The following is a 17,136-nucleotide window of genomic DNA, read 5'->3' on the forward strand; positions in this document are numbered from 1 at the left end:
AAAATTTGTCCTTTCTAGATCTTAGCTTTTCTTCAACCCACTACAGTTGACAAAGAGCCCATTAAAGCTCGGGGGATTAATTTTTGCCCTGATAATCCTATCTGTCAAATCATATATTCCACACTATAGGTCGCATCCGAGAGTATTCGTGCCAAAAATTGCTTGGTTCTTTCTTCTTTTGGACGACTAAAGAAATCATGGGCATTATTTTCTTCAACAATTTTCCCACCATCCATAAAAATGACATGGTTGGCTACATCTCTGGCAAAACCCATCTCATGAGTCACTACTACCATAGTAACTCCTTCTTTAGCTAACTGTTTTAAAACATCTAAAACATCTCCTACCAACTCTGGATCCAAGGCCGATGTCGGCTCATCTAATAAAATGACCTCTGGTTTCACAGCGATGGCACGCGCAATGCCAATTCGTTGTTGCTGGCCTCCAGAAAGCTGAGAAGGATAATAATCTTTATAAGCTAGTAAACCAACTTTTTCTAAGGCAGCTTCCGCACGTTTGGTTGCTTCTTCCTTAGGAATTTTCCGAGCAATTACCAAGCCCTCTAAAATATTTTCCAAGGCGGTCTTATTAGCAAATAAATTATAATGTTGGAAAACGAAGGCTGTCTTCTGGCGAATTTCTAAAATATCTTTTTTGGTCAATTTGCCAAGATCGTAGTCTTTGTCAGCAAGCTTCAAAGAGCCACTATCGGCTTTTTCTAAATGATTGAGACATCTGAGAAAAGTCGTTTTACCTGATCCAGATGGCCCCAATATTACAACCACATCCCCTTGGTTGACCTTGAGATTAACATCTTCTAAGACTTGTCTGTCTCCAAATTTTTTTGCAACATGTTCTACTTGTAACATTGTCTCCTCCTATGCTAAACCTGTACGGGGCACTACTTGTCCCTGTTCTCTTCGAATATAGCGTTTCTCTAAGAGTGAAAAACCCCATTGAATCAAACCGCAAATAAGAATGTACTGTAAAAAGATAACAAAGTATGATTCAAAATACTGATAACCATAAGAGGCTTCAACACGGGCAATAGCTGTAATATCCTTAATGGTCATCACAAAGACCAAAGAGGTTCCTTTTACAATATTTATGACTAGATTCGCAAGATTAGGCAGGGCTGAACGCAAGGCCTGTGGAAAAAGAATCCTCACATAGGCCTGACTATTACTCAATCCAATCGCTTGTGCAGCTTCTAATTGTCCCTTATCCACAGTCAAAATAGCCGAACGTAAGATTTCTGATAAACTACCCGTTGTCATTAAGCTATAGATAATAAAGGCATAATAGATGGGATTGAGTTTAAAGATATCAACATTACTTCCTATGCTTTTAAGAAATTGATTGAGCAAACTCGGAAACAAACTATAAAAGAAAAGAATCAGCAAAATCGGAGGTGTTGCTCTTATAAAAGCTAGATACACGAGAGAGAAAGTTCGAACACCTTTGACTTTATATATTTGTCCCAGAGCTAAAAACAAGGCTGGTCCAAAACTTAAGACCATGGCTACAATCATGATAATCAAGGTGGTCGGTACCCCTTTTAAGGTCTCTAAAAAGGTTTTTGCAATATAGTCTAAATCCATATCCTATCTCCCTTTCGTTTCCAAAGATTTTTCTAACAAGCGACTCAAGAAGGAAACAGCTAAGGCTACACCCCAATAAAGAATGGCAACCGCTGTATAGGTTTCAAGAGAGTAATTCCCCAAATTACGACTGATTAAGAGATTCCCAGCCCCCATGACATCCACAAAACCAATCGTATATGCTAGGGCAGCGTCCCGCATCAAATTTAGAATAGCGGTCGTCATATTTGGAAGAGCCACTTGAAAAGCCTGAGGAAAAATGATTCTCCAAAATGTCTGACTAGGGGTCAGACCAATACTGACTCCAGCTTCCATCTGACCTTTGGGAATTGCCTGATAAGAAGCCTTAAACACTTCTGCAATGATAGCCGCAAATAGCAAGACCATGGTGAATAAGACGAAGACCGTCTTAGACCAGTTGTTGATATCTAAATTCAACCACCATTTTAAAAATTCAGGTAAACCATAAAAGACAAGGAATAGTAAAACAATAGGAGGAGTACAGCGAAGAGTGAAAATATAACCCTTGGAAAGACCTGCAAAAGTCTTATCTTCTCCCACTTGAGCCCAAGCCAGTAAGCCACCGAAAAGGGAACCAAGGATTGTAGTAAAAAAGAGAATGGACAAGGTCATCGGAAGAGCCTGCCATAAGGTTGGTAAAAATTGGAACACTCTTGAAAAATCATATGAAACCATATAAACCTCTTTCTAATACTCAATGAAAATCAAAAAGCAAACTAGCCACAGGTTGCTCAAAACAGTGTTTTGAGGTTGTGGATAGAACTGACGAAGTCAGTAACCATACCTACGGCAAGGCGTCGTTGACGCGGTTTGAAGAGATTTTCGAAGAGTATAACATTCCTGATTGTTCATCTAATCTTTATCAACGTAGCTAAAGACGTCTTCTTTAAAGTATTTTTGAGAAAGCTTAGCTAAAGTACCGTCTTCTTTTAATTCTTTAATAGCTTTTTCATACTCTTTAGCAAACTTCTCACCCTTTTCATCACGGTGAATCAATGGATAGGTTGGGATTCCTTTATAAGGGAACCAGCTAAGTTTGTCCGCATATTGGTGGTAAGAACCATCCTCTGCTGTCACTGCTTTTTCAAAAGACAACTTGATATCAAAGAAGGCATCATATCGTCCTTCTAAAACCCAAGCATAAGCATCTGCCACCTTGAAGGATTCAGCAGCTGTCAACTCAATTGGTGTATCCTTATGCTTCTCGTTATAACTATTGATGACATTCCACTGGGCATTTTGAGGAGAGATGGGTACTAATTTTCCTTTATTTTTGGCAAAATCATCAATATTCTTATATTTGGCTTCATCTTCTTTTCTAACAGTAAAACCAATAATGCTGGCTCCTACTGGCTCAGATGGAATAATAAATTTCTTAGCCCGTTCATCTGTATACCAAGCACCTTTAGTTCCAATATCGTACTTGCCAGACTCAAGTCCAATCAAGAGATCATCATCACTAGTTCCAGTATACTCAAATTTATAATCTGCTAATTTCTCATCAACCGCCTTTAAAACAGCGACTTCATAACCATCTGATTCCCCTTTTTCGTCAATAAAATCATAAGGGACATAGTTTTGAGTATGGGCAACTTTTAAAGTTGTTACTTGTCCAGATGAAACTGCATCTGCACCTTTAGCAGATGCTCCCGCCAAAGTTCTACCAATAATCGTTGCTCCAAGCACTGCCGCAACCGCAACTCCACCAATAATCCATGTTTTCTTACTCATATTCTTCTCCTTTATTTATCTAATGCCTCTCTCACCCACTGGATACGCTCCACTGCAATATCACTCGGAATGGTACAATCTGCTCCAAGTATGAAGCCCTCTTTTCCTGTTTCTTCTACCAATCGTTTGGTTTCAGCTTGAATTTCTTCCTTACTGCCTCGATAAAGAAGGCCATCTTCACCGTTTTCAAATCCTCCCAGAACAGCACGACCCTTGAAAATCTCACGACCTTCTTTTAGGCTAATTCCTTCTGGACCAACTGCCCAGTTAAAAACATGAGCTGGATAGTCGGCAAAGATATGAATATCGTTTCGAGCTCCTTCATAGCCACAGATATGAAGGATATTTACCCCACCAACCGACTTAGCCGCTTTTAAAACAGTCAGTTCACTCGGCGCAATAATCTCCTGATAGGCTTCAGCAGAAACACGCGCATCCTGAATACTTTGCACACTGAGATAAATACCGTCTGCTCCTGCATCTTTAATAATAGCTTGACTCAAGCTAGCGATATCTTGCGCAATCACATCAAGGACTTTTTTCAATTTCTGAGAATCTTGAACTAAGAAATCTGCAATGAGATCATCTCCACCAGACACTTCTCCAAGTAACCATTTGAGGTAGGTCACAGGCGCAAAAATATTGTAAATAGCAACAATATCTTCCGTAAACTCCTGCTTAATCTTCTTCACTAATTCTACCTGCTCTCTAATCCACGGATGATCTTCACCCAGAGGTTGAATCTCTGCCAACTCTTGGAGTGACTTTCCTTTGGCAATAACTGGATTTGGATAAGCAAAATAGCCATCACTCATCAACTTGATAAAGTCTGGATGTAGGTCACGGATAAAACGTTTGTGACCTTGTATGTTCTTTTCAATAATCACAGGATTGGAAAATCCCTTTAACCATTCCTCTTCTGATGTAAAGTGGTGCCAAAAACCTACAGGTACACGGTCAACCACTTCTCCTCTAAATGCTTTTAAAACCCATTCTCTTTTTTCTGACATCTCTATTCTCCATTTCTTTCTTTTTCAACTAATAAAACACTGGCAATATCATTGGTTTGAATAAAGCGAAGACTTCTCTTCTGAAAATCCTGAATCCCATGACAACTTGGCCCTTCCTTACAAGTAAGTCCCTTTGTAAGACTGATCGCAAGTAAGATGACAAAGCCGAGGGCCGTCCCTACCAATAGCCACTTTTTTCTTTTCATAAGGCCCTCCTATTCTAAAATAGCAGCCTGACGAATCCAGTCCAATCGTTCTAATTCAAAGTCATCTGGAACCGTGCAATCCGCTCCAAGAAGGACTCCTCTAGTCCCAGCTTCAGCCAACAAGCGTTTGGTTTCCTCTTGTAGTTTAGCCTTGCTACCTCCATAAAGCAGGCTCTGCTTTCCATTTTCAAAACCACCCAAGACCGCTTTGCCATGAAATAGCTCCTGACCTTGAGGTAAGCTGACTGCTTCATGGTGGGTTGCCCAATTGAAAACTTGGGCTGGATAATCTTTGAAAATAGTCACATTGTTACTGGCACCTTGGAAACCGCAGATATGCAGGATATTGACCCCACCTGCCTGATTAGCAGCTTCTAAAACCTTTATGTTGCTTGGCTCAATATAGGTCTGATACAATTCTGCTGTGATGCGCTCATCCTGAATTTCTTGTGTACTGAGGTAAATCCCATCTGCTCCACAATCCTGAATGATTGCCTTGGTTAGGATTGCGATATCCTCAGCTATTACATCTAAAATCTCCCTGAATAGCTCTGGATTTTCGAGTAATAGATTAGCAACCTCCTTATCACCTCTAGAAGTCTCTGTACGAAACCAACGTTTCAGGTAGGAAATCGGAGAAAAGATATTGTAGAATGAAGCAATGTCCTCAGTGAAGGTTGCTCGAATAGCTTCTACCACTTCTACTTGTTGCTGAATCCAAGGATGGTTTTCACCAATCGACTCAATAGAAGCCAGCTCCTGAATACTTGAAACCAAAGGACTGTAGACATTACTTGGATAAATGAAAAATCCGTCACTCATCATTTTGACAAAATCAGGATGAATTCTTTCAACGTACTTCCGATGTCCCTCTACACTTTTTTGAAAGATACGTGGGTTATTTAAACCTTGCCCTTTTTCCTCCAGTGTTACAAAATGAAACCAAAAGCCTACAGGAACTCGTTCCACCTCTTCTCCTCGGATGGCTTTAAAAACTAGCTCTCTTTTACTTGTCATACTTTTCTCCTTCCATTTGGATTGAAACCATCTTACCACTCCTTTTGACCTTTTCCCAATATATATTGACTATCGACTTGATTGATATTGTTTATATCAATAACGAAAAAATCTCTGGAAAGCTTGATTTTACTAGCTTTTCAGAGATTCTTTTTTGTTTATTGCTTTTTTAAAATAGTTGTTATATAGATTTTTTATCAGCCTGATTAGGATTTTTTATTAAGCCTCTTTCATGGCAAAGTATTCCCGTACTTTGGGTGCCACTTGCATTCCGAATAGTTCAATAGCTCTCAGAACCTGGTCATGGGGCATGGAACCAAGCGGTAGATGGAGCATGAAGCGGTCCAAACCTAAGTCTTCAATCATACGAATCAATTTTTCGGCCACCTGATCTGGATTGCCCACAAACATAGCACCATTTGGCCCAACTTGCTCCAAATATTGCTCATAACGCAATTCCTGCCAGTGCGGACGGTCTTTGGAAATAGCATCCACCACTTGCTTGGTTGGATGGAAATAATCTTTCACCGCCTGCTCGCCATCTTCAGCAATCCAACCCCAAGAATGGGCCCCGACCTTTAGCTCCTGACTGGCATGACCCGCTTCGCTCCCAATCTCACGATAAGCCTGAATCAACTTTTTAAAATAACGCGGATTACCACCAATAATGGCATAGACAATCGGTAGGCCTGCCTGAGCAATCTTCACAGTTGATTCGACATGACCACCTGTCGCTATCCACAAGGGCAATTTGTCCTGAACTGGACGAGGATAAACTTCTTTGCCAGAGATTGTTTGGGTCAATCGACCTTGCCAATCTAGTTTTATCTTTTCATTGACTAATTGAAGCAAGTCTAATTTCTCATCAAAAAGAGCTTCGTAGTCTTTCAAATCATAGCCAAACAAGGGAAAAGATTCCGTGAAAGAACCCCTTCCGGCCATAATCTCCGCACGTCCATTTGACAAAGCATCGATAGTGGCATATTGTTGGAACAATCGAATCGGATCCATACTTGAGAGAATGCTGACTGCACTGGTCAAACGAATCTTCTTGGTATTGACTGCCCCAGCTGCCAGAACAATCTCTGGCGCAGATATCGCAAAATCCGCTCGATGGTGCTCACCAATCCCATACACATCCAAACCAACCTTGTCAGCCAGTTCAATCTCTGCCAGCAACTGGCGAATGCGTTCAGCATAACTGTAAGTCTGCCCAGTCCCTTCAAGCACCGTTGTTTCCCCAAATGTTGAAATTTCCAATTCTACCATTGTTATTATCCCCGTCTATTTCTTTCCTTCAATTTGAAAAATTATTCTAACATGAATCTTGACTACAAGCAACCGATTTGCTCACAAGAAAAAGCCTAGATAACTAGACTTTTTTTAGTTTATTCTACCGTTACTGATTTAGCAAGATTACGTGGTTTGTCCACATCAAGTCCACGGTGGAGTGTTGCAAAGTAAGCGACCAATTGCGTTGGTACAACCATTGAGATTGGTGAGAGGTAAGGGTGTACAGTCGTAAGGACGATATCGTCTGTATCTTTGGCTACATTCTCTTCTGCGATAGTGAGAACCTTGGCACCACGGGCTGCCACCTCTTGGATATTTCCGCGAGTGTGGTTGGCAAGAACTGGATCTGACAAGAGGGCCAAGACAGGCGTTCCTTCTTCAATCAAGGCAATAGTCCCGTGCTTGAGTTCTCCTGCCGCAAAGCCTTCACACTGGATGTAAGAAATCTCTTTGAGTTTGAGACTTGCTTCCATGGCTACATAGTAATCTTGACCACGTCCGATATAAAAGGCGTTGCGAGTTGTTTCAAGAAGCTCACGAACCTTGGCTTCGATGGTTTCTTTCTCTGAAAGAGTTGATTCGATAGACTGAGCTACGATTGACAACTCATGAACCAAGTCAAAGTCTTTCGCTTTGGCATTTCCATTTGCTTCTCCGACTGCTTTTGCCAGGAAGGCAAGGGCTGCGATTTGTGCTGTATAGGCTTTAGTGGATGCCACGGCAATTTCAGGACCTGCATGAAGGAGCATGGTATGATTGGCTTCACGTGAAAGAGTTGAACCTGGTACGTTTGTCACTGTCAAGCTTGGGATTCCCATTTCATTAGCCTTGACCAAAACCTGACGGCTATCCGCCGTTTCACCAGACTGACTGATAAAGATGAAGAGTGGTTTCTTGCTGAGAAGTGGCATACCGTAACCCCACTCAGATGAAATTCCAAGTTCAACTGGTGTATCTGTCAATTCTTCCAACATTTTCTTAGAAGCAAATCCTGCGTGGTAAGATGTCCCAGCTGCAAGGATGTAGATACGGTCTGCATCTTGAACAGCCTTGATAATAGCTGGGTCTACGACAATTTGACCAGCCTCATCTGTGTAGGCTTGGATGAGTTTACGCATAACCGTTGGCTGTTCGTCAATTTCCTTGAGCATGTAGTAAGGGTAAGTTCCCTTACCGATATCTGACAAGTCAAGCTCAGCAGTATAGCTAGCACGCTCACGACCATTACCATCATAGTCTTGAACCTCTACACTATCAGCCTTGACGATGACCAACTCTTGGTCATGGATTTCCATGTACTGGTTGGTCTCACGAATCATAGCCATGGCGTCTGAGCAGACCATGTTATAGCCTTCCCCAAGACCAATCAAAAGTGGTGATTTATTCTTAGCCACATAGATCACTTCAGGATTTTGTGAGTCAACCAAGGCAAAGGCATAAGAACCACGGATGATGTGAAGAGCTTTTTTGAAGGCTTCAAGAACTGACAAGCCATCTTCTTCCGCAAATTTTCCAATCAAGTGAACGGCGATTTCAGTATCTGTTTGCCCCTTAAAGTGGTGACCTGCAAGGTATTCTTGCTTGATTTCAAGGTAGTTCTCAATCACCCCATTGTGCACCAAGACAAAACGTTCTGTCTCAGAGCGGTGTGGGTGGGCATTGTCTTCAGTTGGTTTTCCGTGAGTCGCCCAACGAGTATGTCCGATACCCGTTGTTCCCTCAACACCAGCTGTCTTGGCAGACAATTCTGCGATACGACCAACAGCCTTCACCAAATGGTTTTCAGCACCACCTAGGACAAAAATCCCCGCAGAATCATAGCCACGGTATTCGAGCTTTTCAAGCCCTTGAATCAAAATATCAGTTGCATTTGTGTTTCCAACAACACCAACAATTCCACACATAGTATATACGACACAGACCAGCTGTGCTTTCTCCTTAAAATTGGTATAGTCTAATTCCTCTTTTATAGAATCAGCAAAAACAGTATATACTTGTTTCTTTCACTTGTCAAGAGTAAAAATTGGTATAGTTCAAATTACGCTCCTGTTATCAAAAGACTCTGACCAATTAGGATAATCAGTCAGAGTCCTTTTTAAAATCCATTATTATCGCTTAATTCCTTGAACCAGTGCCCTGATTTCTTCAGACGACGTTCTTGCGTTTCCAAGTCTAATTCGACCAAGCCATAGCGATTTTTATAACTATTGAGCCATGACCAACAATCGATAAATGTCCAAATCAAGTAACCCTTACAATTGGCTCCGTCTTCAATAGCACGGTGAAGTTCACCAAGATGACCTTTTACAAAGTCAATACGGTAATCATCTTGAATCATTCCATCTTGACGGAATTTTTCTTCCCCCTCAACACCCATACCATTCTCTGTCAACATCCACTCAATATTGCCATAATTTTCCTTGATATTTTGGGCAATGTCATAAATCCCTTGCTCATAAATCTCCCAGCCACGGTGAGGATTGATTTTACGTCCAGGCATCACATAAGGTTCGTAAAAATGTTCTGGCAAGAGCGGACTCTCTGGATTCTTAGCAAATCGAGGCGCCATAACACGCAAAGGTTGATAGTAGTTGACACCAAGGAAGTCCACCGTATTGTCACGAATGAGCTTCAACTCCTCCTCTGTAGCATCAGGCAAGAGACCGTGTTCATGCAAGATTTCTACCAACTCCTGTGGATAAGTTCCCAAAACAGACGGATCTAAGAAAGATTGGGCCTGAAAAAGGTCCGCAATACGAGCAGCCTTGACATCAGCAGGATGCTGGCTACGTGGATAAGCCGGTGTCAAGTTGAGGACAATCCCAATCTTGGAATCTGGCAAAAGTTCATGACAAGCCTTAACCGCCCGACTGCTGGCCAATTGTGTGTGATAAGCTACTTTAACTGCCGCTTCTGCATCCACCTTATGTGGATAATGGGCATCGTAAAAATAGCCAAACTCTACAGGAACGATGGGCTCGTTAAAGGTAATCCACTGATCTACTAAATCTCCATAAGTCTCAAAACAAAAACGAGCATAGTCTTCATAGGCTGAGACAGTCGCCTTATTTTCCCAACCGTCACCATCTTCTTGAAGAGCAAAAGGTAGATCAAAATGGTAGAGATTGACTAAAAGACGAATCCCTTTGGCCTTAATAGCCTCAAAAACCTTACGATAGAAATCCACACCTTGAGCATTGACTTTTCCACGCCCTTGTGGAAAAATCCGTGACCATTGAATAGAAGTCCGAAAGGCCTTGTGACCAGTTTCTACCAGTAGCTCGATATCCTTTTCCCAATTTTCATAAAAGGTCGATGTCTTATCTGGGCCAATCCCATTATAGTAGCGATTTGGCTCCACTTGGTACCAATAATCCCAGAGATTATCTCCCTTACCGTCACCAGCTACACGTCCTTCTGTCTGTGGTCCAGAAGTAGAGGATCCCCAGACAAAATCCTTTGGAAATCTTAGCATACATTTACCTCTTTATCTACTCATTTTTCCCATTATACAGAAAAAACAAGGTAAAAACTAGTTACATTTTTTCCTTGTTTTTCTTCTGATTATAGTTTTTATTTCTTGCTGAGAATTTCAAGCGTTTCAAGCAAGTTATCTGCATGAACTTCGATGGTGTCACCAGTCGCTTTAATCTTAACTTCTACGATGCCATCGGCCGCTTTTTTACCAACAGTGATACGGATTGGCAACCCAATCAAGTCGCTATCGCTGAATTTGACTCCAACACGTTCGTTACGGTCATCTGTCAAGACTTCGTAACCAGCTCCCATCAAGCTTGCTTCAAGCTTTTCTGTCAAGGCTTGCGCTTCTTCATCCTTGACATTGACAGTGATCAAGTGCACATCAAATGGTGCCAATTCTTTAGGGAAGTTGATTCCCCAAGCGTAACGGTATTCACCTTTTGGAGTTTTGTTAACAAAGAGGCGAGCGTGTTGCTCCATCACTGCTGAAAGGAGACGGCTGACACCGATACCGTAACATCCCATGATAATTGGCACAGCACGGCCATTTTCATCCAAAACATCTGCTCCCATGCTTGCTGAGTAGCGAGTGCCGAGTTTGAAGATGTGACCAATTTCAATACCACGCGCAAAGTTCAGGACACCTTGTCCGTCTGGGGAAATTTCACCCTCACGAACTTCACGGATATCCACATATTCTGCAGTAAAATCACGACCTGGGTTCACACCAGTCAAGTGATAGCCATCTTCGTTAGCACCCACAACTGCATTATGGACATCTTGCACCTTACGGTCTGCGATGATTTTAACATTATCTGGCAAACCAACTGGTCCAAGTGAACCAAAACCTGCTTGAACAAGATTCGCCACTTCTTCTTCGCTAGCAACATCAAAGAAATCTACTCCCAAGTGGTTTTTCAACTTAACTTCGTTGAGTTGGTCATTTCCAACTAGAAGGGCCGCAACAAGCTCACCATCTGCCATGTAGAAGAGGGTTTTAATCGTTTGTTCTTCTGGGACGTTGAGGAAGGCTGCCACTTCATCGATTGACTTAACATCTGGCGTTGCAACACGAGTCACTTCTTCTTCAGCGACAACACGGTTGCTTGGTTTGTACTCGTTTGTTGCCATTTCCAAGTTAGCCGCATAGCTAGATTCACTTGAGTAAGCAATGGTATCTTCACCAGAGACCATCCATTTGAGCAATTCTGCCTTGATTTCTTCTTGTACTTCTGCAGGAATTTCGTCAAATGAGGCAACTGACTTGTCCAAGACAACCCAGCGGTCAAGGTCTGTACGAGCAGGAGTAATGGCCATAAATTCTTGGCTGTCCTTACCACCCATGGCTCCACCGTCACCAATGATAGCCTTGAAGTCTAAACCACTACGAGTAAAAATACGCTCATAAGCAGCCTTGTACTCATCGTAAACACTGTCCAAGCTATCATAGTTAGCGTGGAAACTGTAAGCATCTTTCATGATAAACTCACGTGTACGGAGTAGTCCATTACGTGGGCGTTTTTCATCACGATACTTAGGCTGGATTTGGTAAAGGTTGAGTGGCAATTGCTTGTAAGACTTAACAGAATCACGGACAATAGCTGTAAAGGTTTCTTCGTGAGTTGGACCTAGGATAAAGTCTGATTTTTCACGGTTTTTTAGTTTGTAAAGGTCCTCACCATAAGTTTCATAACGGCCTGATTCGCGCCACAATTCTGCACTGAGAAGGGCTGGAGCTAACATCTCAACGGCACCAATCTTGTCGAATTCTTGGCGCATGATATTTTTAGCTTTTTCAATCACACGGTTGGCAAGTGGTAAGTAAGAATAAACACCTGCAGATACTTGACGAACATAACCAGCTCGCAACATAAGAGCATGGCTGATAACTTGAGCATCACTTGGCATTTCGCGAAGCGTTGGGATAAGCATTTTACTTTGTTTCATAATATTCCTCGATTATCTAAAAAAGAGTCGCATAATGTCATTCCAGGTCACAGCAATCATCAAGACAACCATGATGACCACTCCGGCCAAGGTGACATAGGTTTCAATTTCTTGTTTCAATGGTTTGCGGCGGATGGCTTCCAGGATATTGAGCACAATCTTACCACCATCCAGAGCTGGAATCGGAATAAGATTAAAAATCCCAATATTGATGGAAATCACTGCCAAGAAGTACAAGACATTCTCAATTCCATTTTTAGCGGCATCACTACTTGCCTTAAAGATGGCAACAGGTCCACCTAGTTTGTTCAAATCTGGTTGGAAAATCAAATTTTTCAGTTCTGACAGGATTCGGAGAGCCGAGTCGGCTGCAGTTGTAAAACCACCTACAAACATGGATACAAAATCTGACTTAATCCCCGGTTGAACACCTAGAAGGTAACGGCCTTGACTTTCTTCGGGTGTAACAGTGACTTGTTTGTCACTCCCCTTTTCAGAAATAGTCACATCCAAAGTCGGGGCCGTCTTATCTTTGGTTTCTGTTTCCACAGCCTGAATCAAGCTTTCCCAGTTGTTAATCTCATGTGAGCCAATCTTGGTAATTTGTGCCGTTTCTGGCACTCCCACCTTGGCCAAAGCCCCTTGGGGCATGACATGGAACTGGTTAGTATCAACATCTCTGACGCCACCCTGCATGAAGATTAAAATCCAAAAAACAACGACACCTAAGATAAAGTTATTCATAGGTCCTGCAAAGTTGGTAATCAGTTTGCCCCAGATAGTTGCATTTTGATATTGAACATCCAAGGGAGCAATCCGAACCTCAGTACCATCTGCTTCCACAACCGTTGCATCGTGATCTACTGCAAATGTTTTTTCTTCTTCCAGAACCAAACCCTTGATAAAAAGCTTGTCTTCAAAGTCAAACTGGGTCACCTGCATAGGAAGAGCTGTTTGATCTAATTTTTTACCAGAAAGATTGATGCGCTTAACCTTACCATCATCAGCAAGAGTCAAACTGACAGGAGTTCCTGTCTTGATTTCAGTTGTATCATCACCCCAACCGGCCATGCGAACATAGCCACCCAGAGGCAAGATTCGAATGGTATAGGCCGTTCCATCCTTGCCAATGTGAGCAAAGATTTTGGGGCCCATTCCAATGGCAAATTCACGCACTAGAATCCCTGATTTCTTGGCAAAGTAGAAGTGTCCGAACTCGTGCACTACCACAATAATCCCGAAAACCAGAATAAAGGTTAAAATTCCGAGCATAGTATTTCCTCCGTCTTTTGATTAAAAGAGTCCAAACAAGTGCATGATTGGAAATACAAGCAACATACTATCAAAACGATCCAAAACACCACCATGTCCAGGGATAAATTTCCCAGAATCCTTGACACCAAAGTGACGCTTGATCGAACTTTCTAGTAAATCACCAAATTGTCCAGCAATGCTAAAGAAAATAGCAAAGACGGACATCTTGTAAATTCCATACGGAAGAGCAACTGTTCTGTCAAACATCATAAAGATGATGGTTACTAAAATCGCACCTAAAATACCACCCAAGGCACCCTCAAAGGTTTTATTTGGAGAAACTGTCGGAGCTAGTTTTCGTTTACCATAGTTCATCCCAACAAGATAGGCACCACTGTCTGTTGCCCAAACAATACACAAGGCTAATAGTGCCTTATCTAAACCTGCAATTCTAGCATCTAATAGAGCATTAAAACCAAAGCCCACATAAAAGCTCATAGCAAGAGGGAAAACAGCATCCTCAATCGTATAGGACTTGCTAAAAACAGTCGTTCCTAACATAATTGAAATCAAAACACTATAGGCAACTACATTCCCATCAACTGGTAAAAAAGTCAGGTAATTCTCCAAGGGAATGGTCAAAGCAAAGGTTGCAAAGAGGGTCAAGAGGCCCTCCATCGTCATGGTCTCTAGACCTCTCATCTTCAAAAGTTCATGCATGGCTAGCATGGCTATGATTCCAATTGCTATCTGAAGCAAGAGTCCCCCAATCATTAAAATTGGTAGGAAAATAGCCAGGGCAATCCCTGCAAACAAGGTTCTTTTCTGTAAATCCTGTGTCATATTTCCTCCTAAACTCCTCCAAATCGGCGATGACGACGATTGTAGGCAAGAATGGCTTCCTGCAAGGCCGCCTCGTCAAAATCAGGCCACAAGGTGTCCGTAAAATAGAGCTCACTGTAGGCTCCTTGCCATGGAAGGAAATTACTCAAACGCAATTCTCCACTAGTACGGATAATCAAGTCCGGATCTCGTAAGTCCTTAGGCAAATGCTGGGTAAAGAGATAGTTGCCAATCAATTCCTCTGTGATGTCACCTGGGTTGATTTTGGCATCTAAAACATCCTGGGAAATCAACTTAAGCGCCTGCGTAATCTCAGCACGTCCACCATAGTTAAGAGCAAAGTTAAGAATCAAACCTGTATTGTTCTTAGTCAATTCCTCAGCCTTGGTTAAAGCTTCAAAGGTTTGCTTAGGCAGTCGGTCCGTCTCCCCAATCATTTGAATCTTAACATTATTCGCATGCAGTTCAGGGACATAATTGTCATAAAACTCTACTGGCAAGTTCATGATAAACTTGACTTCCTGATCTGGACGGGTCCAGTTTTCTGTAGAAAAAGCATAAACCGTAATAACCTTAACACCCAGTTTATTGGCTGCCTTGGTCACAGTTTGCAATGCTTCCATACCCGCCTTGTGTCCAAAGACTCGCGGTTGCATACGTTTTTTAGCCCAACGGCCATTGCCATCCATGATGATGCCGATATGAGCAGGAACCTGTGTCGGAACCTCTACTTCCACAGCCCTATCTTTCTTAAAAAATCCAAACATGATCTTATTCCTATTCAAAAATCTATCGTTTCATTATACCATATTTCCCTATTTTCTTCTATCACTAAGCTATTTATACTCTTCGAAAATCAAATTCAAACCACGTCAGCTTCACCTTGCCGTACTCAAGTACAGCCTGCGGCTAGCTTCCTAGTTTGCTCTTTGATTTTCATTGAGTATTATTCTCAGGCACCAAGCCCATTTTTCAAAAAAATAAGCCGCCTGATTGGGCGACTCTATTTTTTATAGGGAGATTATTATGAAAAAGTTTTAGGAGTTTAAGTTAAGGTCTTCTTAACTTATGGACTTAGTATACACTTCCTAGCTTAAAGTTTCCTTAAGTATTTTTTAAAATCAAATTTTTCCATTTCTCCTGCCAATTTTTCTTGGATAGACGTGTTCGATAGAGAACCATTCGGTCTTGATTCTCTAAAAAATGAGGAGTTGGACGAACTTGAAAATTCAAAATATCCTCCAAACCGTATGGAGTAAAGAGTTCCAAAACGGATTTTTCATTCAAGCGCAGTCCAACAGCCGTACATCGTTCTGGATACTTACTCATAGCATCACAAGAGCTGCTATAGGGAGCAGTATGAGGGCTGTGCTGGTGCATATAGACCTGATTTTTCAATTCCCACTGATACTGAGGAAAATCCGCTCTCAACTTTTTCTCTAGGAACAAGGTTTCCTCATAAGAAATATCCGGATCAAAGAAAATCACATCTACATCTGTTTCAAGATCAAATGCTGGTCTCTCTGACAAGAGATTCCAGATAAAATTTCTGACAGAACCTGCTGCCAACCAAGAATCTTTCAGACCAAGGTTTCGGATGATAGTCAAAATAGCCATCATATCCGGATTTTCTCTGAAAGAGTCTAAAATTTCAGCCTTATTTTTCAATATATTCATACCCTAAATGCTCATATGCCTTAGCAGTCGCCACTCGTCCAGAACGTGTCCGCATGATAAAACCTTTTTGAATCAAGTAGGGCTCATACATGTCTTCAACTGTCTCACGCTCTTCTGCTATGTTAACAGAAAGAGTTCCTAGACCAACAGGACCACCACCGTACATCTCAATCATGGTGCGAAGGATTTTCTGGTCCACATAGTCCAGACCTTCATGGTCAACATCCAGCATAGTCAAAGCCTTATCAGTAATAAGATCATCGATAACCCCATTCCCCATAATCTGGGCAAAATCGCGCACGCGTTTGAGGAGACGATTGGCAATACGAGGGGTTCCACGACTACGTAGGGCTAATTCAGATGCTGCCTCATGAGTGATTTCCATCTCAAAAATATCTGCCGTCCGCTCAACAATTTCCGTCAAGTCAGCATGGGCATAATACTCCATGTGACCTGTAATTCCAAAACGTGCCCGTAGCGGATTTGAGAGCATACCAGCCCGAGTCGTCGCACCAATCAAAGTGAAAGGTGGCAACTCCAAATGAACACTGCGACTGCCTTCACCAGCCCCAATCATGATATCAATGTAGAAGTCCTCCATGGCACTATAAAGCACCTCTTCCACTGACATTGGCAAACGATGAATCTCATCAATAAAGAGAACATCCCCAGGCTCTAAGTCATTCAAAATCGCTACCAAATCACCGGCTTTTTCAATGACTGGACCCGAAGTCTGCTTGAGATTGACACCTAGTTCATTGGCAATAACAAAAGCCATGGTCGTTTTTCCCAAGCCTGGAGGGCCAAATAAAAGCACATGATCCAGCGCTTCATCCCGCATTTTGGCAGCTTCTATAAAGATTTGAAGCTGGTCCTTGACCTTATCCTGCCCAATATATTCACGTAAATACTGAGGACGGAGCGTGCGTTCTACTAACTCCTCGTCCCCCATTATCTCATTATCTAAAATTCTACTCATGGCTCTATTATATCAAAAAACCAAGCCACAAACAAAAAAGCCACCTGATTGGGTGACTCCAGAGTTTAGCACCTATG

The 17,136-nt window shown here is 42.0% G+C and carries 16 protein-coding genes; all 16 read right to left on the reverse strand.

Features of this window, described 5'->3' with window-relative positions; all coding sequences use genetic code 11:
- Window positions 1-104: 104 nt before the first annotated feature.
- Complete coding sequence (locus tag ACLNCW_RS06185) at window positions 105-869, reverse strand: amino acid ABC transporter ATP-binding protein (protein WP_023946737.1); 765 nt, start codon at window positions 867-869, stop codon at window positions 105-107.
- Between the two features lie 9 nt (window positions 870-878).
- Window positions 879-1,601 carry an amino acid ABC transporter permease gene (locus tag ACLNCW_RS06190; protein WP_020902712.1) on the reverse strand — a complete coding sequence of 241 codons (723 nt, stop codon included), beginning with the start codon at window positions 1,599-1,601 and terminating at the stop codon, window positions 879-881.
- 3 nt (window positions 1,602-1,604) lie between these two features.
- Entirely contained in the window at window positions 1,605-2,297 is a 693-nt protein-coding gene (locus tag ACLNCW_RS06195; RefSeq protein ID WP_004256697.1) for an amino acid ABC transporter permease, read from the reverse strand.
- A gap of 177 nt (window positions 2,298-2,474) precedes the next feature.
- Window positions 2,475-3,353, reverse strand: coding sequence for a transporter substrate-binding domain-containing protein (locus tag ACLNCW_RS06200; protein WP_023946740.1), 879 nt, complete (start codon window positions 3,351-3,353; stop codon window positions 2,475-2,477).
- An 11-nt stretch (window positions 3,354-3,364) separates the two neighbouring features.
- Window positions 3,365-4,363, reverse strand: a complete 999-nt coding sequence (locus ACLNCW_RS06205; RefSeq protein WP_049499508.1) for a uroporphyrinogen decarboxylase family protein — start codon at window positions 4,361-4,363, stop codon at window positions 3,365-3,367.
- A 2-nt stretch (window positions 4,364-4,365) separates the two neighbouring features.
- Window positions 4,366-4,569: a hypothetical protein gene (locus ACLNCW_RS06210; protein ID WP_084947831.1), complete on the reverse strand. Its 204-nt coding sequence runs from the start codon at window positions 4,567-4,569 to the stop codon at window positions 4,366-4,368.
- Between the two features lie 9 nt (window positions 4,570-4,578).
- On the reverse strand, window positions 4,579-5,586 hold the full coding sequence (locus ACLNCW_RS06215; protein ID WP_023946744.1) for a uroporphyrinogen decarboxylase family protein: 1,008 nt from the start codon (window positions 5,584-5,586) through the stop codon (window positions 4,579-4,581).
- Between the two features lie 219 nt (window positions 5,587-5,805).
- Window positions 5,806-6,855: an LLM class flavin-dependent oxidoreductase gene (locus ACLNCW_RS06220; RefSeq protein ID WP_424845568.1), complete on the reverse strand. Its 1,050-nt coding sequence runs from the start codon at window positions 6,853-6,855 to the stop codon at window positions 5,806-5,808.
- Window positions 6,856-6,974: 119 nt separating this feature from the next.
- Window positions 6,975-8,783 (reverse strand): glutamine--fructose-6-phosphate transaminase (isomerizing), encoded by a 1,809-nt coding sequence (gene glmS / locus ACLNCW_RS06225; protein ID WP_424845570.1) that lies wholly within the window; start codon window positions 8,781-8,783, stop codon window positions 6,975-6,977.
- A 191-nt stretch (window positions 8,784-8,974) separates the two neighbouring features.
- On the reverse strand, window positions 8,975-10,354 hold the full coding sequence (bglA, locus tag ACLNCW_RS06230; protein ID WP_424845572.1) for a 6-phospho-beta-glucosidase: 1,380 nt from the start codon (window positions 10,352-10,354) through the stop codon (window positions 8,975-8,977).
- 98 nt (window positions 10,355-10,452) lie between these two features.
- A complete protein-coding gene (locus ACLNCW_RS06235; protein ID WP_424845574.1) occupies window positions 10,453-12,306 on the reverse strand; it encodes a proline--tRNA ligase in 1,854 nt (617 codons plus the stop codon).
- A 12-nt stretch (window positions 12,307-12,318) separates the two neighbouring features.
- Window positions 12,319-13,578 (reverse strand): RIP metalloprotease RseP, encoded by a 1,260-nt coding sequence (gene rseP, locus ACLNCW_RS06240; protein WP_424845577.1) that lies wholly within the window; start codon window positions 13,576-13,578, stop codon window positions 12,319-12,321.
- Between the two features lie 21 nt (window positions 13,579-13,599).
- Window positions 13,600-14,403, reverse strand: a complete 804-nt coding sequence (locus tag ACLNCW_RS06245; RefSeq protein ID WP_000189852.1) for a phosphatidate cytidylyltransferase — start codon at window positions 14,401-14,403, stop codon at window positions 13,600-13,602.
- Window positions 14,404-14,411: 8 nt separating this feature from the next.
- Window positions 14,412-15,170: an isoprenyl transferase gene (locus tag ACLNCW_RS06250; RefSeq protein WP_004255202.1), complete on the reverse strand. Its 759-nt coding sequence runs from the start codon at window positions 15,168-15,170 to the stop codon at window positions 14,412-14,414.
- Window positions 15,171-15,507: 337 nt separating this feature from the next.
- On the reverse strand, window positions 15,508-16,080 hold the full coding sequence (locus tag ACLNCW_RS06255) for a nucleotidyltransferase family protein (RefSeq protein ID WP_049502636.1): 573 nt from the start codon (window positions 16,078-16,080) through the stop codon (window positions 15,508-15,510).
- Window positions 16,061-17,059, reverse strand: coding sequence for a Holliday junction branch migration DNA helicase RuvB (gene ruvB / locus ACLNCW_RS06260; RefSeq protein ID WP_025169652.1), 999 nt, complete (start codon window positions 17,057-17,059; stop codon window positions 16,061-16,063). Before ruvB ends, ACLNCW_RS06255 begins: the two co-directional genes overlap by 20 nt.
- Window positions 17,060-17,136 lie beyond the last annotated feature (77 nt).

The sequence above is a fragment of the Streptococcus sp. CL6.22 genome (assembly GCF_049738055.1).
In the GTDB taxonomy this organism is placed as follows: domain Bacteria; phylum Bacillota; class Bacilli; order Lactobacillales; family Streptococcaceae; genus Streptococcus; species Streptococcus mitis_DJ.